The sequence below is a fragment of the Domibacillus robiginosus genome (assembly GCF_000966195.1).
Lineage (GTDB): Bacteria > Bacillota > Bacilli > Bacillales > Domibacillaceae > Domibacillus > Domibacillus robiginosus.
Genome location: NZ_LAHL01000054.1, coordinates 1 through 20,401, shown reverse-complemented (window position 1 = coordinate 20,401; position 20,401 = coordinate 1). Strand labels below are relative to the sequence as shown.

Below are 20,401 nucleotides of genomic sequence, written 5' to 3'. Positions count from 1 at the left end.
CCAATTTTGATTTGATATTTAAAAGTAATTAATTTTACCCTCACTTCGGCCTTGTTCGCGATTATACACTTCTTCAAGGATCTCAGCTGCAATATCCTGCATGCTTTTCCCCGCCCGTTCTCCTTTTTTTCGAAGCCAGTGTTTAATATCGATGGACAACGAAACTGGATTTGAGTCAATAATTTGGACACATCCTCTCAAAAATAATTGCAAGGACTTAATTAAACTGTGTCCATGAAACTATACTAACTCCAAGAAAACTAATTAAAATTGAATAGATTAATGGCCTTTTATTAATATTGAAGTGGCTGATACGATAGTGAGAAAAGTAAGTTTATTATCTTATTTCAGTTTTCTACTTACTACAAAGTGGATGAATAAAATTTTGATAGATTGGATGGTTATTTCTAATGAATTTCTCTTAATATAGTATGTAAGCACAGAAAAGGTAAAAGAGTGTTGCTCCCGTAGCGGTAACACTCTTTTAATAATCATTTTTATAGCCTGATCATGCGACCCAATAAAAGTAAATGTAATACAATTATTTAATTGGGCAAACATAATGATTAAATATCTTTTGCTGTTGCTATCTAATAAGAACAGCATCGTGAACGAGGAGGATAACATGGATTATTCTGTTTCAAAAAATGTATCGATTGTATCATATATTCTTGCTTTTACACTGATTTTTACAATGGTGGCAACTTCAGTGATGTTGAAAGATCCTGAAGTTATTTTTCCAGAAATAGCGGCAATGGCGATAGCCATGTGGGTTTATAGAGAACCGGGATGGATAAGGCAACCATCAAAGATCGTTTTTGCCCCAACCGTCACGGCTGCGATAGGTTTCCTTACAAATCAATTACCTATTGATTATCTAGGGAAGGCTATCCTTACCTTGGTGTTAATGATGCTCTTTTTGCGTAGTATTCAATCAAACTTAGCTGCTTCTCTTGCAACGGGCTTATTGCCAATAGTGATCAACGCAGACCATTGGTCCTTTATTATTTCTGTTTTCGCTTTTTCTTTTATTATCATGCTGGGGGTCCTCGTATTTAAATTAAACAAAGGACTTGAGAAAAAAGTGAAGATCCAATACAAATATATGCTCGTATTCCTAGTCATTCATTTCATTTGGATCGGGCTATGCTGGTTGTTCGGATACCCACAACTCGCAGTCATTCCGCCAATTGTCGTCGTGGTCTATGAATCACTTCAGAAGTCAATGTATAACGAAAAGATGGCACTTAAGCAAGTGATTGTATTGACCATTTCCGCGACAGTAGGAACACTGTTGTATTTTGCTATTGATTCGTGGGTACTGGTACTGCTCCTTGATATGATATTGATGCTACTTCTAGTACGTATTTCTGGTATGCGTATTCCAGCTGTATACGCATATCCATTACTCCCATTTGTCTTTCCTGCCCATGTTATACCTATGTTGCCGATCGCTTCGTTGGTTGCAACTGTATTTTTCTTTGGTTCGGTGCTGGCATATAAAAAGTTTGAGATGAAGCAAAAAGCAAAGGAAGGTAATGCTGGCATCATGTGATAGGAGTACTTCCTTAGAAAAATAATGATTTAGAAAGATATTCATCGTTGGGTTAATATAATTCAACGATATTTTTACTGAACTCCCTATCGCCTCCAGTCCATAGATCGATTTACGCATGTCGGTTGCGCCGCAGGTGAGACTTAACATAACGGCGTCAGGGCCACGACCACGTCGCGAAGCAGTCTTGGTTCAAAGCCGGGCTGAATCTTGATCCGGGCAACGCTGACCTGTACGTGAAGGCATTCGGTGGTTTTTAGTGGATTGGTGACAGCAACGGGACGGAAAGTTGTCGTTGAAACGGCGCGTTGTTGTCTTTGTGCTTTATACAGCCAGTGTGTTAATTGGTGAATGGTTAGGTTCTGTTCCGCACACCAAACTTTCAGCGTTTGATCGCTGGCCCGGTAGGCGCGATACGCTCGCTCCATATGGCTTGCAGATTCATTTCTAATTTGGAATCCATCCTCTCGTTGACATGATGGATTCATTATGAGGGATTAATTTGCCTACGAACAGGTGTGATCGGTTTGACGCTTACACTGAAGCGACAAACCATCCGGATTATGCCAAAGCAGTCGCTGCAGTGAAAAATATGGAAGAACAATAATCAATTTTTTGTTCAAATTTATCAATCTTCTACAATCGAGGCATTATCTACAGTATGAAAAGAAGTCCAATTTATCAATTTAATGCTAAGAAATTGGACTTTTTAATATTGGTATTTCCTTAACGTTGTAAATTCGCGTTTTGCTGGTGGTACCCCCTAAAGTAAGCAAATCATTGCAGACCATGCTAAATCACAAAAAGGTAAAGGGCAGTCTTGTTGCTTAACTCTTTTCTTTTTTTTGATAGAATTTCGGTACAGTCAATCCATTTCGCTTTCTTCATTTTGAGCTGAAGCTTTTCATCAATTTCTTGTTCAATTTCTTTCATTAGCTTGATGGTTTCTCCGTATGAACGGTTAAAATGTTTAGAGGCCTGCTCGTGAGGAGCATACTCTACAAGCAATGAAAGAAAATGGTCCGATGTTTTCGCTTGCTGGGCCAGTTCATCTTCTAAACGAACGATAAATTGATAAAGCTGCCGCCGTTCTATGGGCAAAGAAGCTACAATATCTTTCATCAATATTTCTAATAAGTGTTCGTTCATGTTTCATTCCTCCGAATAAGCCTTTGAAGAGACTAGCTTAAAGTAACAGCATCTGATCATTACTTTAAGTGCATTATCGTTTTGTACAGGCCCGGCTAGTGTTTACCAGCTTGATTTTTTGACACCTGGAATTTGTCCTTTATGCGCATACTCCCTGAAAGCAATTCGGGACATTTTGAATTTGCGTAAATAACCCCGCGGTCTTCCGGTTACTTCACAGCGATTTTTTAAACGAATGGGGGAAGAATCCCTTGGAAGTTTTTGCAGGGCTTCGTAATCCCCTTTTTCTTTTAGTTCCTTTCTTAATTCAGCATATCTAGCCACAAGCTCTTGTCGTTTTTTTTCTTTTACTACTTTGGATTTCTTAGCCAATTGTAACGCTCCTTTTCATTAATCGTAATCATTACGTTTTGTTAAACATTAAACCATACTTTTTTTCTTTTGACAAATAGTAATGAGTAAAAGACACATTTTTAAAGCGGCCTATTTAAATACAGTGTTTTTTGCGTTCATATTTCATAGAGCTGAATTTTTGCTAACGCTCCTTAAATAAAGTTTATACATGGAGTTATCTTAAAAAGAATGCAAGTTAGATAATATACAAATGCAAAGTGAATAAAAAGCTTGAAAATAGGAATGATTACGTTTTATTATTATAAAGTGATTATAAAAAGAGCAAGAGTATGAATAAATTAAAGCTTTTATCAAAAAGTGAACGGTCAAAGAAGTAAGAACTACATTACCATAGGATTGTAATAAATAAATCTTTTGAGATCCTAAATGGAGTTTTACTGAGCTGCTGCTTTGTTAGTGGATAATAATTTGACAGGATCATGATAAAAAAATGCTCTTTCTTTCAATTTTTAAATCGTAATGATTTCGTTATAAAGGAGGGTAAACCTATGTATAAATGGATAGTGGTGGGGGGAGGCATTCAGGGGATTACCATGGCTACATTTTTAAGAAAACAACGAAAGGCCTCTATTGACGAGATAGCGATTATTGACCCTCACGAAGAACCATTAAAAAACTGGAAACGATGCACCGATCGTATTTCTATGCCTTATTTACGTTCTCCGGTTGTACATCATCTTGATGTACATCCACTTAGTTTACAAGAGTTTGGGAAAAAGAAAGCAGTGAATGAAACAGATGCTTTTTACGGGAGGTTCAAACGTCCGGCGCTTTCTATGTTTAATGAACATTGTGACGAGCTGGTTGCCGATTTGGAGCTGAAAAAAGGATGGGTGCAGGGACGCGTTTACTCTGCTGAACGAACAGAAAATAAATGGAAGGTCGAACTGCAGGATGGGCGAGAGCTCGTAGGAGAAAACCTGATACTGGCCATTGGCATTAGCGAACAGCCAGTCTGGCCTGATTGGTCGAAGCAGTTAAAGACAGAGGCAAATGCTTCTGTGTACCATATTTTTGAATCAGATCTTCCTAAATTTGAAGAGCTGCCGAGGCCTTTTACGATTATTGGCGGTGGAATTACGTCTGCTCATTTAGCTGCAAAATTATCTTCTATGTACCCGGGTGAAGAAGCACTGCTCAAGCGTCATCCGTTTCGCTTACACGACTTTGACAGCGATCCTGCTTGGCTGGGTCCCAAAAATCAACTTTCTTTCAGTAAATTGAGCTGCTATCAGAAACGGCGGGAGAAAATTAAGCAAGCCCGCCACAAAGGGTCCCTGCCCCGTGATGTATACATGAAACTGCGGCGCAGTATTCGTAATGATGAGCTGCTGATAAAAGATGGGCAGGTTCAGCATACTTTAGTAAAAAACAAGGAAGTTCACCTGTATGATGAGCAGGACCAGCTGATTCATCAAACAGGTACGGTTTTGCTAGCGACAGGCTTCCAGCCATCATTGCCAGGGAAGCAGTGGCTGATGCCAATGATAAAAAAATATGAACTTCCATGTGCAGAATGCGGCTATCCCGTCGTTTCAAAATCACTCCAGTGGGGCCCAGGTTTATATGTAATTGGTGCTTTAGCAGAGCTTGAAATGGGGCCTATTGCCCGCAATATTTCTGGAGCCCGCCAGGCAGCGGAACGGATCGTCAGCAGCTTATAATAAAGGATTTCTCTGCTTTTATGAACTGTAGTAAATTTGTTTATTTTTGTGCTAAATGTATGAATGTTTAATGTAGAAATAATAATTTATCAATTGTAAATCGTAATAATTATGATTTTGGGAGAGGGTTTATTTATGAAAAAAGTGCCGGTTACCGTATTGAGTGGATATTTAGGTTCAGGAAAGACTACTTTATTAAATCGTATCTTGCAAAATCGTGAAGGCTTAAAAATTGCTGTCATTGTCAATGACATGAGTGAGGTAAATATTGACGCCGCTTTACTTAAACAGGGCGGCTTTACACGGACAGAGGAACAGCTGGTGGAAATGCAGAACGGATGTATTTGCTGTACGCTGCGTGACGATTTAATGAAAGAAGTAGAGAGGCTGGTAGACCAGGGTGACATTGATTATATTGTCATTGAGTCATCAGGGATTAGCGAACCCGTACCAGTCGCGCAAACTTTTACGTATATTGATGAAGAATTAGGAATTGATTTAACTCAAAAAACATCTCTTGATACCCTTGTAACCGTAGTAGACGGAAATCGTTTCTGGCACGATTTTTCATCTGGTGAAAGTTTACTGGATCGAAAACAAGGAACCGACGAACAGGATACACGGGAAGTGGTTGATCTATTGATTGACCAAATTGAATTTGCTAATGTGATTGTTCTCAATAAAGTGGATTTACTAAATGATGAAAGTGCTGAGGAATTAGAGGCTGTATTAAGAAAGTTAAATCCAGAAGCGAAGGTAATTAAATCAGCGTTTAGCGATATACCACTTACAAGTATTTTACATACCAGCTCCTTTGACTTTGAAAAAATGAGTCAGGCAGCTGGCTGGATTAAAGAGCTGAATGAAGAGCACACACCAGAAACAGAAAGTTTAGGCATTTCTTCGTTTGTTTATCGCCGCCGTCGTCCCTTCCATCCAGAACGTTTTATGAAATGGCTGGAAAACTGGCCGGTCGATGTGATCCGTGCAAAGGGCTTTTTCTGGCTTGCCAGCCGGAATGACATAACGGGTCTGCTGTCTCAGGCAGGTCCATCGATCATGATTCAGGGAGCTGGTGAATGGCTTGCGGCTTATCCCGAAGATGAGAAACAAGCTATTTTACAAGAGGAGCCGGAATTGCTGGAAAGATGGGATGATACCTTTGGAGACCGCATGATAGAGCTTGTATTTATTGGCTTAGATATGAACCAAGTAGAAATTGAAACATCCCTCGACTTTTGTTTGCTTTCAGATGATGAAATGACAATGGACTGGACTGATTTTTCTGACCGGATTCCAGCCTTCACAACCGCCTAACTGATGCTTTTGAGAAAGGCGAAAATAGATAAAACAAAAGAGTTTTCTAGAAAAAGGAGAATGAAAGTGAAAGGGTTATCTGTATTTTTCACTATTATACTCGCATCAGCCATGTTTTTATCAGGATGTGGTGAGAGCAAAACAATAGAACAGACAGAGAATCAAGAAGAAAAAGACCAGCTAACGATTTATACAACGATTTTTCCTTTGAAAGACTTTGCAGAAAAAATTGGCGGTGAATATGCCCAGGTAGAAAGTGTTTATCCTCCTAATATCGATGCCCATACATTTGAGCCATCTCAAAAAACAATGATTAATATCGCTAAATCAGATGGGTTTATCTATACAGGGGCTGGCTTAGAAGGGTTTGTTGATAACGCTGTAGAGGCATTGAAAAATGAAGAAGTAAAGCTGATTGAAGCAGCAGATGGAGTTACTTTTATTCAAGGCAGCGACGAGCATGAAGGCCATGAAGATGAACATGCAGGTGAAAATTCAGAGGAGCAGGCTGAAGAAGAAACCCATGAGGATAGCCAGGACAGTGAGGCGGTTCACGAGCATGAGGCAGACGAGGAAGAACAGGATCACGGTGATCTTGATCCGCACATTTGGTTAGATCCTATACGCGCCATTACCATAGCTGAAAACATTAAACAGGCATTAGTTGAGTTAAAACCAGAACAAAAAGAAGCGTTTGAGGAGAATTTTAAAGAGTTGAAAAGCGAGCTAGAGCAGCTCGATAAAGAATTCAGTGAGACTATTCAAAATGGAAAAACAAAAGAAATAGTAGTCTCACACGCTGCATATGGATACTGGGAAGAACGGTATGGATTAAAACAAATCAGCATCGCTGGTTTTGCGCCAAGCGACGAGCCGTCACAAAAAGAACTTCAAGCCATTATTAAAGATGCTCGTGAAAAAAAGGTAAAATATATTATTTTCGAACAAAATGTTGAGTCTAAAATAACGGATGTGGTTCAAAATGAGATTGGGGCTGAACCACTAACTCTTCACAATTTAGAATCCATTACAGAACAGGAAGTCGAAAATCAGGAAGACTATATAAGTTTAATGAAACAGAATATAGAAACACTGAAGAAAGCGTTAAATTAAATAAAAGGGCCGTTAAATGAATTTTAGCGGTCCTTTTATTATTGTACTTAAAGAGTAGAGATGAAAATAAAAAAATGGATGAACCATTAGTCTCTCAATATGCTTTATCTAGTGAACCTCTCCACCTAAATCAAAGATTTTGATGGAGCATCCCTTATCTTGAATACAGTACAACATCAGCGGATTAAGCTTCCTCCGGAAGCCCGAGTGCATGATGAAGACTAATAAACGAAGACAAGGTCTGTGATGTCCTTATTGCCAGCTCAGGAACTTTTGCCTGAAGGGACAACCATTTCGTTTCCGAAATGGATTTTTGAAAAGCCCGAATGAAATAACGGGACCCGATATTATAAGAAGCGGATAAATCCGCATGATAGACTTTGCCCGTTGAAAACACGGCAAGGTCTTTTTTCGGGTTTCGTTCCACTTTTCCAGAGCCGTCGAACGCCAGGGCGCTCGTGTTTCGCGGATTGATCCGGGAAATGCGCATGCCCAGGCAGTGCGCCATTTCTTCCACTTTGTTCTGGATGCCTATTTTTCGCCAACCGTGAAGCTTGAAGCGAAGTTTCCTGGCTCCATAGAACCCCTTTGGGGTTTTTATTCTGCCCAGGTATTCGAATACGATGACGTCACAGCCATGCTTTGACGCGAACTTTACAATTTCATGGCTGGTGTGGCGGACAATATGCTGCTGGTGCCCATTGATTTGCCGCCAAAAATTTGGTGCATGAATACGGCCGCTTGCCCGCTGGGCTTTCCGCAGTTTGTTCGTTAACGTCTGCAGACGGTCTTTTTCTTTAGGCTGGTCAATAAATGTCCGGCCTAAGATAGTGCCTTTTGCATCGATAATGGAACAAACCGCGGAATTCGTCAGTCCAAGGTCTACCGCACACACTTTCTGCTCTTGAGTAGGAGTCTTGCTTAAAGTAACTTTATTTTCATAGCTGATGGAAAGAAAGAACTTCTTTCCCCGCTTGATCAGCTTAGGGTTGTTCTCTTTCCACTCCCAAACACCACGCTTATAATGGTCCTGCCCTTTAAATTCGATATCTATCCATACCCAGTCATTCTGATGAAATACCTTAATTTGTGCAGACGTATCAGATGTCCTGCTGAACATGTTCCCCCGATAAAACACAGGGAACTCTTTATGCTTCACTTGCAGCCGTGGAGGCTGTTTTTTAAAATTCTTTCCTTCGGAAAGAGTATACTTCTGCTCTTTTTCCCAGTTTTGATAGTTAGAGCGGAAGCTCTTTATTTTGCCAAAAGCAGAAGCAATGGCACTTCGGCGGAAGTAGGACGGAAACTTGTAAAAACGCTCGTTAAACTCTTTGTATTTCGGAAGAGGGTTTGATTTGGTTGCGTGAATCAGTTTTTCCACTGCTGGCACAATCGACTTTGTTGTCAGGCTTTCGGTATTATCAAATTCTTTGTCAATGACCTCAATCACATAAGCCAAAGCGTCATTGTAAATATCAAGCGTAGCATGGAAGATTTCGGTCTGGTTTATAATTTTGTGTAGCAGCGACTTCGCAACTTTCATGATCAAACCCTCCTTTCCATTTTGTAATCCTTATGATAGGTTGATCGTATCAAAATGGAAATCAATTGTAAAACGAAAAGAGAATCAGTATGAATGATGGTAAGTAGGAAGTGGCAATCGGTATAATAAAAAGATAGAAGAACAAGAAGAATAAAGACCTTAGCGCCTAACCCCCACTAAATCGGAGATCTTGAAGGGGAATGTGGCGCTAATTTTTTGTTCAATTTAATTGCTGGGCGAGAGAGCTTCTAAAGTATTTTTATCCAAATAGGATAAACATAGGGTTCTTTTGGTTCTTTAATTACTTTCCAAGAGTTTACTTTTATTAGCGGCATTTCCCAGCCGTTATAAGTCGTCAGCTCTAGTGTTCCCTCTATTTCCAGCCAGGTATCTTGTTGCAAAGTTTGGGCTTTTTCAAATTCAGTCAGAAAACCAATACTTGTCGCATCTGCTACGCAGTGTGTAATTAAAAATCGGGTCATGGCGAACTGATTAGGTTGAAACCCTTTCTCTTTATAAACAAATCCCTTCATTTTCAGTGTTCTTCCTTTATATTTTTCAGGATTCTCACTTATCTGCCCATAATACGGGTCAAATACCTCTTCATTCATATCAATAACTTCAGCGTTTTCAAGCTGCTTCATTTTTTCGTCGTATGCTTCCTTCTTTACTTCTTTTCGGTCAACGGCAACTTCGTGATCAATCGCAATTTTTTCCTCCTGAGCATAAAGAGAAGGAGGAGTTCCTGTTTCACTCTTTGCTTCTTTTTGAAGGCCTACTGTTCCATTTAAAATAATTCCTTTTTTTGATGCCATCGAAGCATCCATTAATTTCGCAGGAAGAAAAAAACCTGTCAGCAATGGAAAAGTCAAAATAGAATAGGCAATTCTCTTTTTAACAGGGGAGTGCGAATCGCCGTGATCGTGATTACACTTATGATAGCAATGCTCACCATGCTTATTCTTGCGGGTCCAGATCCGTGTACATTGAATAAAAAATAGGAACAAAAAGAGATAAGCCGCTGTCTGACTAAGAAAGTTGTATTTTGGATTCACGTACTTTAGAATGTCCCCACTCATATGAAGCTTTATCAAGAAAGCAAAAAAAGCAAATAAAATCATCGCCCTAAAAGCTTGATGCGCTTGAAATTTCAATTTTTGCTCCTCCTTTTAAAGCCCGCTTAAAAAGCTGACGCACATAAAGACGGTGGCGGTAATAATGACCATTAAATAAAGAACAAACTTTACCTTAAAGACACTGAATAGCATAATTGTATTTTTCAAGTCCAGCATAGGGCCATAAATTAAAAAAGCCAGAATAGAGGAAGTAGGAAACAAATTTCGAAAAGAAGCACCGATAAAAGCATCGGCTTCTGAACAAAGAGATAAAAGGTAGGCGAGTCCCATCATAACAAGTGTAGAAGACACCCATCCCTCTCCAATCTGCAACAGAGATTGTGCAGAGACATACGTCTGAATAAAAGCCGCGAAAAAAGCGCCCAGTATCAAGTATTTTCCCATATCAAAAAACTCATCAATAGCATGTTTAAGCATGTGCCAGAACTTTTTAACAAAAGAAGCTTTTGGGTTCAATCCATGCTCTATTGTATTTTCTGGCACCCTTTTCAACTGGTTTTTTCTAAAAACTAAGCTGGTAACCAAAGCAATGATCAAAGCGGCTGCAAAACCAACTCCCATTCTTAAAGAAGCCATCTTTAAGTCGTTGCCAAAAGCCATATAGGTGGACAAAATGACAATGGGGTTAATCAGCGGACCTGTCAGCAAAAAGCCGACACCTGCATATATGGGTACTCCCTTAGCGACAAGGCGCCGGACAATTGGGACAATGCCACATTCACAAGCGGGAAAACAAGCTCCGACTACACAGCTCATCAGCACCGCAGAAAATCTATTTTTAGGAATCCATTTTTGGATCTGTTCTTCGGTAATAAAAATTTGGATAAATCCTGCAATAAAAACCCCTAATAACACAAAAGGAATTGCTTCAATTAAAATACTCAAAAAAATCGTGTTTAACTGCAAAAAGGAGGAAGGCATTTGAAAAGAGCTATTTTGATTAGTTATCCCGTCACTAAAAAAGCCAAAATAGATAATGACTGCCCCTAACATGAGCAGCATTAAATCGAGAAAAAAGAGTCGTATCCCACGATCCATATGATCCCCCGTTCTTCAATCACTTTCATTCTGGCCGGATTGATGCAAATTCAGGTTATCTTATGAGTATGATAGTAGGGTTAGAAGTACTTTCCTACATAGAGCGGATTTAAAATCGACTAGGTATAGAGCATATGCTTTCTATAGAAAAAAAAACTTAAGTTACATATAGAGTAGTTAAAGCTATGTGGCTCCTTCCACATAGCTTTTGAAATATGTTCTCCGCTTAGCTAAAACAAGAACCAGGCAATTACAATCATAGGATATAAAATAAAAGAACTAACTTAGATAAGTCAGTTCCGATTTTGATTGAACTCTTGAAAATGATCAATATTATATCTGCTTTATCCTTGCTCACGTTTATACACCTCATCAAGTATCTCCGCGGCAATATCCTGCATACTTTTGCCTGTCTGTTCACCTTTTTTTCGCAGCCAGTCTTTAATATCCACTGACAATGAAACCGACAACAACTCTTCCTCCGATTCAATGCTGAGGGCTTCGTATTCCGGAACATACCGCACACGCCCTTGTTTAGTTGAGTGTTTAATGAAATCAGCTATCTTAACAGAAACACCACTTAACCGGGCATCTTTCATGTGAATGACCCATCGATCCTTTAACCGCTCCATGTACATATTAGCCACCGGCACCTGCTGATAAAGCAGATCCATTACTTGATAGGTGAGGGAGTAGTCGGCCGGAAGATTAAGCACCGCGTATCCAGGCTTCGTGCTGCGCTTGCCCATTTCAACGGAATAGTCAGGTGTTAACCTATGTGTATAGATCCCTTCCATGTAGCTGAATGTATCTTCGGCTCCTGGTACTGTAAAGTACCAGGAACCTAAACCTTTGCGCATGAGTCTCGCTTCCGGGATGGAAGGGGAAGAAAAGCGCTGGTATACCGCTTCTTTGGCTTTTTTATTATAATATTGGCGCTGGGAAAGCCGGTCTTCCCAAATTTTATTTTCGTGCAGCTCACTGAATTCTTTTAAGTCGCTTTCTTGAATAAGAGGGATTGTTCTTCCTCTTACTTGTCCTTCAAAAGCGGGAAGAATCCCTTCTTTTATATAAGCCGCAATAAAATTCCGGTTTGTCTGCAGGTACTCTGCCGCTTGGTTTAAGGTTAAGCCTTCCGGCGTTTTTGGCATGGTTTGAATGAGCTGTTCAATTGCTTCCTTAGAAAAAAGCAGTCCTTGATGACCTCCCCATGGATCCTCAACAGATTTTAGCTTGCCTTCTTGGACATAAGCATGGACCGTAGAAACAGAGCGGCCAATCATTTCCGCGACTTCCTTTGTTGAATAGTATTTCTCCTGGTTTATTTGCATGGGTTTGACACGTCCTTTAAAAAATATCTGCTTTCTTATATGAAATACGCTTGTCTGAGGATCTTTATATGTGGTCATTCATTCTAGTGCTTTTCTGCATGGAGGATTAAATTAACCATTTGTCAATTTAATCCACGTTGCTTATATAAAAAGATAGAAGTAAACTTACACAAGCATTAATATTTATTTGAAAGAAGGCATTATCAGCTAATGAAAAAGAAAAAAGTGTTACTTCGGTGGGTAATTGTTCTGTCAGCATTGTATACTTTAGGGCATTTTCTATTTGGATTTGATGAAACCCGATCCATAAGATCCCTTACCAGTTTAATTGGAGCAGCCTTCTTTGTAGGTATGCTTCTCTATCTAAATTTAAAAGATCAAGAAACAACAGAACAAAAGGATGCTCCTTTAACTTTAGGGATGAGCAAACATTTATATATACTAATAAGCAGCTTCATTATTGTTGGTATTTCTAAACAATTTTACTTTTTGCTTCACGGAGCAATCACCGACTTTACTTGGGAAAGTTTTGGTACCGATTTTCTAGCATTCTTGATCTCTGTTGTTTGTTTCTTAGTATTTTTAAAAATTAAGTAGTCGAACATTACCTTCTAAAGTGGGCCTCATTCGGATAGCTTCGATCAACTGTCATCTAAGCTGAGGTTAATGCGGCCTACCTGTATTTATGAACTGTTAATTAGTCCACATTAAAATTTCTGTTTTTAACTTCAAGTTGAAACGCAATTTCTCCATTTGTGGCAAATATAATAAAATCAGCATCGCCCATTACAACTTCAAAATCATAGCTAATCTCTCTATCATTCACCATGTGGAATTTCTTTGTATCATTGTCATATTCAAAAACATTGCATTCATTAAATCTAATATCACCAATATAAATAGCTCTTAACAAAGCTCTCATTCCTTTTATTGTTAATATATGTTGAAGTGTGGACGTACTGTTTATTAACTAAGTAGTGATTTTTATCCTAAATGTAAAGATAGAATTGTTTAACTCGCAGGTTATAAAGGAAGTGTCATTTTGAAAAAGAAAATCAGTATTTACCCTTTGTTTTTAATTGCTCTAAGTAGCATAATTATCTGCAAGTTTCTATTTAGAGAGTTTACAGATTATCTTGATTTAGCTTTTATTATCATTTTGCTGCTTATGGCAAACTACTCGTTTCGTAGGAAGAAAAAGAATAAAAATTATTTAAACTGACTTAACAGCAAATAGTTATAAAAACAACATAGTACCGAGGTGTTAGTACATGATATGGTTGTTTGTTTCCACTCTTGGCTTAATTATCGTTATTTTAAATGCTATATATATTTACAAAATGAATAGTGATATTCAACACAATAAAAAACGCAGATTTACTTCTGTATTTTTGGCTTTTCTCTCTATTACAAGTGAATCCGCGCTGATGGCATTAGGTTTGTTACTCATCTTATTTGGTGTGGTTATGGCTTTAGGTTTAATTTAATTTTCTCTAAAAATTTAAAGTGTTCTCATCCAACCTTGCCCAACATTAGCAGTCAACTTCTGTTATAGGTGTCTATAGAATAGGAGTAATCTACATATCATGCATTACTTAAAATTTTTTATTTATCAGTTCTTATTATTTACTGCAGCTATCGTTCTCGATGTTTACTTTGACGCATCCCATCATGAAACATTTAGTCTTGTAAGTATACTCAAAACAGTTATAATTGTTTTGCTTGCTATGTCCGCTTTTGGGTGGATAGATAAACTTAATAACCAAGTGAGCAAAATAAGGCTAAGAGATAAACTCTTTCTTTCCCTGCTAGCTGTTGCTCTAGCGGTTCTTTTCTTTAGCCTAATCATTGAAGAAATAACATTTTATAGCAATAGGTAAGGCTTTGAAGTGATCTCTGCCTTTTCCCCTGCTCCACACCGTACGTGAACCTTTCGGCTCATACGGCGTTCTATCTTGTTCTTTTAGACTAACGCAGCTAAATTACAAACTTTACGGAACTGGTTTAGTTTCTTCAACTGTTTTCCATCCAGTTGAAGAAGGCTTTTATACCGCACAATCGCCTTTTCATCTGTCGCATGAATTAGTCTGTGAACATTTTCATGGACGATCACAAGGTTTTTAAATTCGTCTGTTCCACCCATGTTCTTTGGTATTTTGTGGTGGCAGTGAACTTCTGCTGATGTCAGAAATGTACCTGTTACCGCACATTTCCCTTGTTGCATAGAATATCTTGAGATCCTGTTATCTCTATATTCTAGAGTGTTATTGTCATAGGATGCTTTCAGCATCTTATTGATTTCAATTGAGATGTCAGCTTTTAGTTTCTTGTGAAGATTCAACCGTCCTTCTTTTGTGTAGCTGCATATGTCCTGACTAAAGTTCATATTGTTTCTGGTTTGAATATCTGCCAGAGGAAACAGGTGTATACCCGCTATCTCATACGTTTTAAAATTATTTTTATGGAACCTTTTGTACGTTACAGACGGAGCAATGGGTATCCTATACTTCCCGATTGATTTGAGACGATTGTGCAGGGCTCGTGAGAGACGATAGGCTATTTTCGCAAAGTCAACGTTTACGTGTGTGGCAATTTTATAGTAGTTCTTAACTCCGAGAATATAAGCATTGTAGTCCATAGCCGTCTTTGGTGTTGGGCTATTTTGGATCTTTCTGATGAGCGTTTTTGAGTTTCTCAAAATGTTTTTCGCTTTTTCATCTGTGATGTGTGTGTTGGCTACGTATTTTTTACGCTTAATTACTGCTTTGAGGGAGAAGCCAAGAAATTCAGATTTCCTTTTCCTCAAATTAGTAATCGTTGATTTTTCGGTTGATATATCAAGATTTAGCTGATTCTTTAAGTAGCCTTTGACTGCATGGTATATTTTTATCGCCGATTTATAAGAGTTCGTAAACACCTTAAAGTCGTCCGCATATCTCACGATATACATTTCTTTTAAGTTCGACCTCTTTAAGAATTTGATTCGGCTTTTCTTTTTACTATAGTTAAATCGAGTCTTCATATTTTCCCATTGTGCACTGATCCACCAATCCAAGTCGTTAAGTACAATATTCGATAAAAGAGGGGAGAGGATACCGCCTTGTGGAGTGCCTTGGGCAGGTATCCCGATTCCTTTTATCGGAGCCTTGAGCATCCTGGATATAATGGTTAGCACTCTTTTGTCGCATATCCCCATACGGTACAATTGTTTGATTAGCTTCGTGTGACTTACATTATCAAAGAAACCTTGTATATCTATATCCACTACATGATGGTTATTCGTAAAATTGACTAGATACTGGCACCTTGCCATTGCATGGTGAGTTGACCTGTTTGGTCTAAATCCATACGAATGGTTATAGAATTGGGCTTCACAAATGGGTTCCAGTACTTGCTTGAACATCTGTTGAATCAGCCTATCCCTCATAGTCGGAATGCCCAGCGGGCGTTTCTTTCCATTAGGTTTTGGTATCTCAATCCTTCGGACTGTCTGGGGCTTATATTGCTTTAAGGCCGTCCTTATTTCTTCAATGAATGTTTCAACATTTTCTATTTTGTACTGGTCAATTGTGATGCCATCTGTTCCTGCTGTTTTTGAGCCTGTGTTTGCCTTGATATTTCTGTAGGCAAGTAAGATATTATCTTTTGAGATAATCATGTCATACAGATTGAGACCCTTCGTTGCATTCTTTTTACTCTTTTCGTACAGGGTATCAAATGTGTCTTGCATATTATAGTATTCTGCGTGCCGTAAGGCTGTACTCACCGATGGATTATTACCCTTTCAAAAAAAAAGTCCCATCCTCTTACTCGACCCTGTGAGTTTCATTTAGTTGTTTTAGTTTTCAAAGAACAAGACTTGGGACTATCCCTTCACTATGTTTCCATAGCTTCAACGGTACTGTGTCCCTACTTTCACAAGAGTAAAGTCACTTCGGCTTTTGCCTTATAGACACCATCCCGATAGTAGTCGTTTAAAAGATGTCTCCTGCTTACAACGTTCCGATTAAATTAGCTGTGCATATATCCTTAGGTGCTTACTATGAGCCTGTTAAACTATATCCTCATTGTTGGATATACCGAATTTCATATTGAGTAATTTTACTTTTCGGTGTTTAACTCTGTGCTGGTCAGACTATGTTTTTCAATCATAGTAACTGTTTAGACCCGTACATTCGCAAGTTCGTCAGCCCGCAGGGCATTCTCACCATAGATATTTTATAGCATCCCGGCCTATCATGAACCATATTCTGAATAAGCAACTTAGGTTCATTTCAGCCGACTTCACCTGGCTTCATACACGTTCAGACTACTATCTTCCTGTGCATGCAGGAGTATTAGATAACCTGTTTCAGCTCAACATGACGGCTTTCATTCCAGGTTTCAGTTAATCAGTTGTGATTACCTGCAGTAATCCTCCTTTTTCGTATTTACCCACTTATAAGGAAACGTTTCGCACAATCAACAGTTTCGGCCAACTGCTGCCTAAGATAAGAGCAGCATTGATTATTCATATAGACGTACTGTTGATTAACTAGGTATTTAATTCATTTATCTTTCCTTTATAATGAAGCTACACTTACATCAGCCTATGTTTTTGTGTGAAAAGACAAATCATTTTCAAGGTATTATTTCAACTTTAAACAAGGAGTTTCCAGTAATGAAAAAACAATTTAAAAATCAACATCGAATGCTTGAAACCTTTGGTCATGAATTTCTTGTGTTTTGCCCGAATTGTAACGGCCAAGCAAAGGTGTTTTCTTTAGGAGAACATTCCCCTCATAGTATTGAAATTACAAGAAGGTTTCTTTGCATGTATTGCGGATTAACTAAAGAAGTAGTTCCAAAAAGAACTAGCTTTTTCAAACACAATATTATTTCATACGGCAATGAGTGGGTTGAAGGATCTATAAATATCGGTGGAGCATTTGATTGGTATTTTGGCTATCCCTTGTATTTACAAACGCATTGTTGCGGACATACTTTGTGGGCATATAATCAAGAACACTTGCAATATCTCAAAAGTTACATTGCAGCAGAATTAAGAGAAAATCAACCCTATTATTTGAGTGTAGAAAGCAGACTACCTTTTTGGATGAAATCCGCAAAAAATCGAAATGCAGTTCTTAAAGCAATTGAAAAACTAGAACAAAAAATAAATAAATAAAAGTAAAAAGCAGGTCTCTAAAGATCTTGTTTAGATTTCATGCTTAACAGTTTCGGTCAACTACTGACTAACTCGTTTATAGCCAATCGTTTTAGCAGCATGATACCTCACTGCATACAGCTTTCTTACCGACTCTCTATATCTATCCTTACAATCGATTCATCATTTTATATCAGCTTAAGTTTACACTTAGGTTTAGCTTTCGTTTTTTCAGGTAAGATAAAAAAACATCTCATCATTTGTCCGAAGAGCGCCTGTTCTTCGGCTTTTTTTATTTTTTGGGGATTGTATAATACATTCTTCATGGGCTCATACTGTTATTGTTTCGTACTTACTACTTAAAATTCCAACTCCTACAACGAAACCATTTCTGCAGTCAGGTCTCCGCCTGGCTGTTTTTTTCTTTTTCTCGAAGGATCATTTCCTCAACCTGTTTTTTGGTAGACAGGCTCTGATCCTGTGTGCCAATTAGAAAAGAATTTCCATGTAAAATGACCTCTGTTAGGGTGTCTCCCGGATCTAGCTCAAACAAAGGTTTTTCTCCCATTAACTTTTTTGACCACACAACGGGATACGTTTCTAACTGTATAGGTTTCGATGAATTGGTAATAAAAAAGGTCTCATCCATCAGCTTCCACCCAACCTCATCCAGCATCTGGTTCAATTCTTGTATAGACTGAATAACATCAATTCTAAGTTTATATACCTTGTCGTAATCCTGGTTATCATCCATGTCCCACACACGCGTATGGACTACTTTTAAAGGGAACTGATTGTAGTGATCCCAAAATTCAACGAGCGTTTTCCTATATTCTCCGTCCACGTTATACATGTACGCCGGTTCCTCTTTACAGTCGCATTCCCAAAAATTTAATTGATTATCTTCAAAAGCTGTACGATCTTCAATTTTAATCGTGGTAAACCGCTCCTCTTTTATATTTTCAATGTCTTCCATTAATAAACAAACAACATGCGGTAATCCACACCACTCATCATTCCCGGGGAAGCTTCCTTGATCGATAAGTGACGCTCTTTCCCCAATTGTTTCACCAACACTTCTTATAGAAAAATCTACAAACTGCCCGCTACCATCCGAAAAGATCAATTTGACGACTGGATGCTGCTTCATCCTTTTCCTCTTCCTTATAATGGATCAACCAAGAAAGAGTCCACTCCATCATTCAATTTGCTCCCTTTCTTTATTCCTTCTTATTTCATTACGTATGTGTATATTGATGTTTTTCTTTTCTTATTCTAAAAACCCATTATCTATTTTTCTTATTGTTTTTTAACAATTAATATAATTTTATCATTTTAATTAATTATATACAATTTTAATTATTTTATTTTAAATATTTATCATATATATTTTTAATTATTTATAATAACTGAAACAAAGGGAGCCTTTTTTTCAGTAGATTAGAACAAATAAAAATTAAATATAATTAAATAATGATATAATTAAACAGTAAGATAAATGACAAAAATGAAAAGAAATAAAACGGTAAGCACCATACATATATAATTTTCAAATGATTATTTGATTGCATGTAAAATGAGATGATCATATAGAAAAGCGATTGAAAGTTTTCTGCAAGTAAAAAGGAGAGGGATCATTCATCCGAAAAGATAGGAGGAATACATATGTTTGAACTTAACCCAAACAGCCAGCCGCTTTTTCCGGCTGACCGGACGGAAGCAGCCGGGCAGCTGCTAGAACGGATAGACCGTGCCGAAAAAGAAAACGAGGATCCATTTTTTTATTTCAATGACAGGGATGCGCTTCATTACTACCTGTACCGCACTATGAATCTGAATAAGGAAGCCGGACGTTCGGACCGCACGCTGAAGGAGTATGAAGTGGAGCTGTCCCAAATGATCCGGAACATGATGCAGTTTTCAGAGGAAATTGGGCTAGACATTGAGCAGATTGAAGAAGGATCGTTATTTAAAAGTTTGTCTCCGCGGCATCTGCGCCGTTACCAGTCCTGGCTTGCGGAAGAAAGCCCGCATGTGAAAAAGAAAGGGGCTTATTCACCGGCGACTCTGGCGCGTAAAACGACCATCCTTAAGAGTTTCTTTCGTTTTTTGCACGAGAATCGCTATCTCAAGCAGCCTATTCACCAAGGTTTGCGCCCGGCAACGGTTCGGAAAGATGACCGGCCGAACCGTGACTTGGGACCAGGGGAAGTCATTCAGCTGCTGGACTACTATAAAGACCGTAATCCGATTATGTTTACTTTGATTCAAGTACTGGTGGGAACCGGTATGCGGAATGATGAGTTGTGCCGCTTAAAAGTATCGGATGTCCGGTTTGATCCAATCCTTGGCGGGTTTTATTTACATGTAATCGGCAAGGGGAATAAGCAGCGGGATATTCCGCTTCGCCAGAAGGTAATGGACAGCATCGTGCTGTACCGGAAAACCCGGCTTCTGCCAGCAGACTTTCCAAGCATCAGTGATGAACCGCTTTTTCCGAACAGCCGGTGGAAAGCATTCCGCCCGTCATACTTTGCGACGATGTTGGGGGATGAGATCGAGAAGGTGCCAATCTTATCGATTCAGGCGCGGAAAAAGAGAATCACACCACATGAATTTAGACACAGCTTTGCGATTATCAGCTATATGAACAACAGCGATGTGTATGCCATTATGAGAGCATTAGGTCATGAGAAAATCGAGACGACGATGATCTATTTGCAGAAGATTATGGAGCGGGAACAACACGTTGTTCATCAATGGAAAGACAACGTACTTGGACGGTATATATAATAGAAGAAACTCGGTGATTTAAAGAAGGCTTTATTTGGATTAAAAGATTGGTTGTAACAAATAACAGGGAAAAAGAGGCTTTGTTTAGGAGTAGCTATGAAATTTATACCTGTTTTTTACATGCAAATGCATGAGTTTTATTAAACAATCCAAAAAAGGAATGCAGCAACAACTGCATTCCTTTCAGCTTGTAGACAAAGTC

19 protein-coding genes are annotated in these 20,401 nt (G+C 38.6%); 9 read left to right on the top strand and 10 right to left on the bottom strand.

Features of this window, described 5'->3' with window-relative positions; translation table 11 throughout:
• Positions 1-625 precede the first annotated feature (625 nt).
• On the top strand, positions 626-1,555 hold the full coding sequence (locus VP97_RS19920) for a hypothetical protein (protein ID WP_050183911.1): 930 nt from the start codon (positions 626-628) through the stop codon (positions 1,553-1,555).
• Positions 1,556-1,698: 143 nt separating this feature from the next.
• Here VP97_RS19920 and tnpA read toward each other — a convergent pair whose 3' ends face one another.
• The 3 genes from tnpA to rpsN form a co-directional block, all read right to left on the bottom strand.
• A complete protein-coding gene (tnpA, locus tag VP97_RS24060) occupies positions 1,699-1,983 on the bottom strand; it encodes an IS66 family insertion sequence element accessory protein TnpA (protein ID WP_156153570.1) in 285 nt (94 codons plus the stop codon).
• A 364-nt stretch (positions 1,984-2,347) separates the two neighbouring features.
• Positions 2,348-2,704 (bottom strand): hypothetical protein, encoded by a 357-nt coding sequence (locus VP97_RS19915; RefSeq protein WP_216594937.1) that lies wholly within the window; start codon positions 2,702-2,704, stop codon positions 2,348-2,350.
• A gap of 102 nt (positions 2,705-2,806) precedes the next feature.
• A complete protein-coding gene (gene rpsN / locus VP97_RS19910; protein WP_050183910.1) occupies positions 2,807-3,076 on the bottom strand; it encodes a 30S ribosomal protein S14 in 270 nt (89 codons plus the stop codon).
• 530 nt (positions 3,077-3,606) lie between these two features.
• On the opposite strand from rpsN, the gene VP97_RS19905 reads away from it, so the two are divergent.
• The 3 genes from VP97_RS19905 to VP97_RS19895 all read left to right on the top strand — a co-directional run bounded on the left by VP97_RS19905 (position 3,607) and on the right by VP97_RS19895 (position 7,212).
• A complete protein-coding gene (locus VP97_RS19905) occupies positions 3,607-4,782 on the top strand; it encodes an FAD-dependent oxidoreductase (protein ID WP_050183909.1) in 1,176 nt (391 codons plus the stop codon).
• Between the two features lie 135 nt (positions 4,783-4,917).
• Positions 4,918-6,099, top strand: coding sequence for a GTP-binding protein (locus VP97_RS19900; protein ID WP_050183908.1), 1,182 nt, complete (start codon positions 4,918-4,920; stop codon positions 6,097-6,099).
• Positions 6,100-6,159: 60 nt separating this feature from the next.
• A complete protein-coding gene (locus tag VP97_RS19895; RefSeq protein WP_050183907.1) occupies positions 6,160-7,212 on the top strand; it encodes a metal ABC transporter substrate-binding protein in 1,053 nt (350 codons plus the stop codon).
• 184 nt (positions 7,213-7,396) lie between these two features.
• On the opposite strand, the gene VP97_RS19890 is transcribed toward VP97_RS19895, so the two are convergent.
• The 4 genes from VP97_RS19890 to VP97_RS19875 form a co-directional block, all read right to left on the bottom strand.
• Positions 7,397-8,755: an RNA-guided endonuclease TnpB family protein gene (locus VP97_RS19890; RefSeq protein WP_050183906.1), complete on the bottom strand. Its 1,359-nt coding sequence runs from the start codon at positions 8,753-8,755 to the stop codon at positions 7,397-7,399.
• Positions 8,756-9,003: 248 nt separating this feature from the next.
• Complete coding sequence (locus tag VP97_RS19885; protein ID WP_050183905.1) at positions 9,004-9,909, bottom strand: TIGR03943 family putative permease subunit; 906 nt, start codon at positions 9,907-9,909, stop codon at positions 9,004-9,006.
• A gap of 15 nt (positions 9,910-9,924) precedes the next feature.
• Entirely contained in the window at positions 9,925-10,929 is a 1,005-nt protein-coding gene (locus tag VP97_RS19880; RefSeq protein ID WP_050183904.1) for a permease, read from the bottom strand.
• Between the two features lie 344 nt (positions 10,930-11,273).
• Positions 11,274-12,260: a helix-turn-helix domain-containing protein gene (locus VP97_RS19875; protein WP_172656822.1), complete on the bottom strand. Its 987-nt coding sequence runs from the start codon at positions 12,258-12,260 to the stop codon at positions 11,274-11,276.
• Between the two features lie 210 nt (positions 12,261-12,470).
• Here VP97_RS19875 and VP97_RS19870 point away from each other — a divergent pair, with 210 nt between their 5' ends.
• A complete protein-coding gene (locus VP97_RS19870) occupies positions 12,471-12,857 on the top strand; it encodes a hypothetical protein (protein WP_050183902.1) in 387 nt (128 codons plus the stop codon).
• Between the two features lie 100 nt (positions 12,858-12,957).
• On the opposite strand, the gene VP97_RS19865 is transcribed toward VP97_RS19870, so the two are convergent.
• Positions 12,958-13,173, bottom strand: a complete 216-nt coding sequence (locus VP97_RS19865; protein ID WP_050183901.1) for a hypothetical protein — start codon at positions 13,171-13,173, stop codon at positions 12,958-12,960.
• 358 nt (positions 13,174-13,531) lie between these two features.
• On the opposite strand from VP97_RS19865, the gene VP97_RS19855 reads away from it, so the two are divergent.
• The gene (locus VP97_RS19855) at positions 13,532-13,747 is read left to right on the top strand and encodes a hypothetical protein (protein WP_050183899.1); all 216 of its coding nucleotides are present in this window, start codon (positions 13,532-13,534) and stop codon (positions 13,745-13,747) included.
• 99 nt (positions 13,748-13,846) lie between these two features.
• Complete coding sequence (locus VP97_RS19850; protein ID WP_050183898.1) at positions 13,847-14,140, top strand: hypothetical protein; 294 nt, start codon at positions 13,847-13,849, stop codon at positions 14,138-14,140.
• Positions 14,141-14,223: 83 nt separating this feature from the next.
• On the opposite strand, the gene ltrA is transcribed toward VP97_RS19850, so the two are convergent.
• Entirely contained in the window at positions 14,224-16,026 is a 1,803-nt protein-coding gene (ltrA, locus tag VP97_RS19845) for a group II intron reverse transcriptase/maturase (RefSeq protein ID WP_050183897.1), read from the bottom strand.
• 894 nt (positions 16,027-16,920) lie between these two features.
• Here ltrA and VP97_RS19840 point away from each other — a divergent pair.
• Positions 16,921-17,427: a hypothetical protein gene (locus tag VP97_RS19840; protein ID WP_050183896.1), complete on the top strand. Its 507-nt coding sequence runs from the start codon at positions 16,921-16,923 to the stop codon at positions 17,425-17,427.
• Positions 17,428-17,803: 376 nt separating this feature from the next.
• On the opposite strand, the gene VP97_RS19835 is transcribed toward VP97_RS19840, so the two are convergent.
• Positions 17,804-18,556 carry a hypothetical protein gene (locus tag VP97_RS19835; RefSeq protein ID WP_050183895.1) on the bottom strand — a complete coding sequence of 251 codons (753 nt, stop codon included), beginning with the start codon at positions 18,554-18,556 and terminating at the stop codon, positions 17,804-17,806.
• Between the two features lie 515 nt (positions 18,557-19,071).
• On the opposite strand from VP97_RS19835, the gene VP97_RS19830 reads away from it, so the two are divergent.
• Positions 19,072-20,199, top strand: a complete 1,128-nt coding sequence (locus tag VP97_RS19830) for a tyrosine-type recombinase/integrase (RefSeq protein WP_050183894.1) — start codon at positions 19,072-19,074, stop codon at positions 20,197-20,199.
• Positions 20,200-20,401 lie beyond the last annotated feature (202 nt).

Coding starts and splice junctions, on each gene's coding strand:
- VP97_RS19880 (WP_050183904.1), bottom strand. CDS start 10,929: ATGGATCGTGGGATACGACTCTTTTTTCTCGATTTAATGCTGCTCATG.
- VP97_RS19890 (WP_050183906.1), bottom strand. CDS start 8,755: ATGAAAGTTGCGAAGTCGCTGCTACACAAAATTATAAACCAGACCGAA.
- VP97_RS19840 (WP_050183896.1), top strand. CDS start 16,921: ATGAAAAAACAATTTAAAAATCAACATCGAATGCTTGAAACCTTTGGT.
- VP97_RS19870 (WP_050183902.1), top strand. CDS start 12,471: ATGAAAAAGAAAAAAGTGTTACTTCGGTGGGTAATTGTTCTGTCAGCA.
- VP97_RS19895 (WP_050183907.1), top strand. CDS start 6,160: ATGAAAGTGAAAGGGTTATCTGTATTTTTCACTATTATACTCGCATCA.
- VP97_RS19830 (WP_050183894.1), top strand. CDS start 19,072: ATGTTTGAACTTAACCCAAACAGCCAGCCGCTTTTTCCGGCTGACCGG.
- VP97_RS19920 (WP_050183911.1), top strand. CDS start 626: ATGGATTATTCTGTTTCAAAAAATGTATCGATTGTATCATATATTCTT.
- VP97_RS19875 (WP_172656822.1), bottom strand. CDS start 12,260: ATGCAAATAAACCAGGAGAAATACTATTCAACAAAGGAAGTCGCGGAA.
- VP97_RS19900 (WP_050183908.1), top strand. CDS start 4,918: ATGAAAAAAGTGCCGGTTACCGTATTGAGTGGATATTTAGGTTCAGGA.
- tnpA (WP_156153570.1), bottom strand. CDS start 1,983: ATGGAGCGAGCGTATCGCGCCTACCGGGCCAGCGATCAAACGCTGAAA.
- VP97_RS19850 (WP_050183898.1), top strand. CDS start 13,847: ATGCATTACTTAAAATTTTTTATTTATCAGTTCTTATTATTTACTGCA.
- VP97_RS19835 (WP_050183895.1), bottom strand. CDS start 18,556: ATGAAGCAGCATCCAGTCGTCAAATTGATCTTTTCGGATGGTAGCGGG.
- VP97_RS19905 (WP_050183909.1), top strand. CDS start 3,607: ATGTATAAATGGATAGTGGTGGGGGGAGGCATTCAGGGGATTACCATG.
- VP97_RS19855 (WP_050183899.1), top strand. CDS start 13,532: ATGATATGGTTGTTTGTTTCCACTCTTGGCTTAATTATCGTTATTTTA.
- VP97_RS19915 (WP_216594937.1), bottom strand. CDS start 2,704: ATGAACGAACACTTATTAGAAATATTGATGAAAGATATTGTAGCTTCT.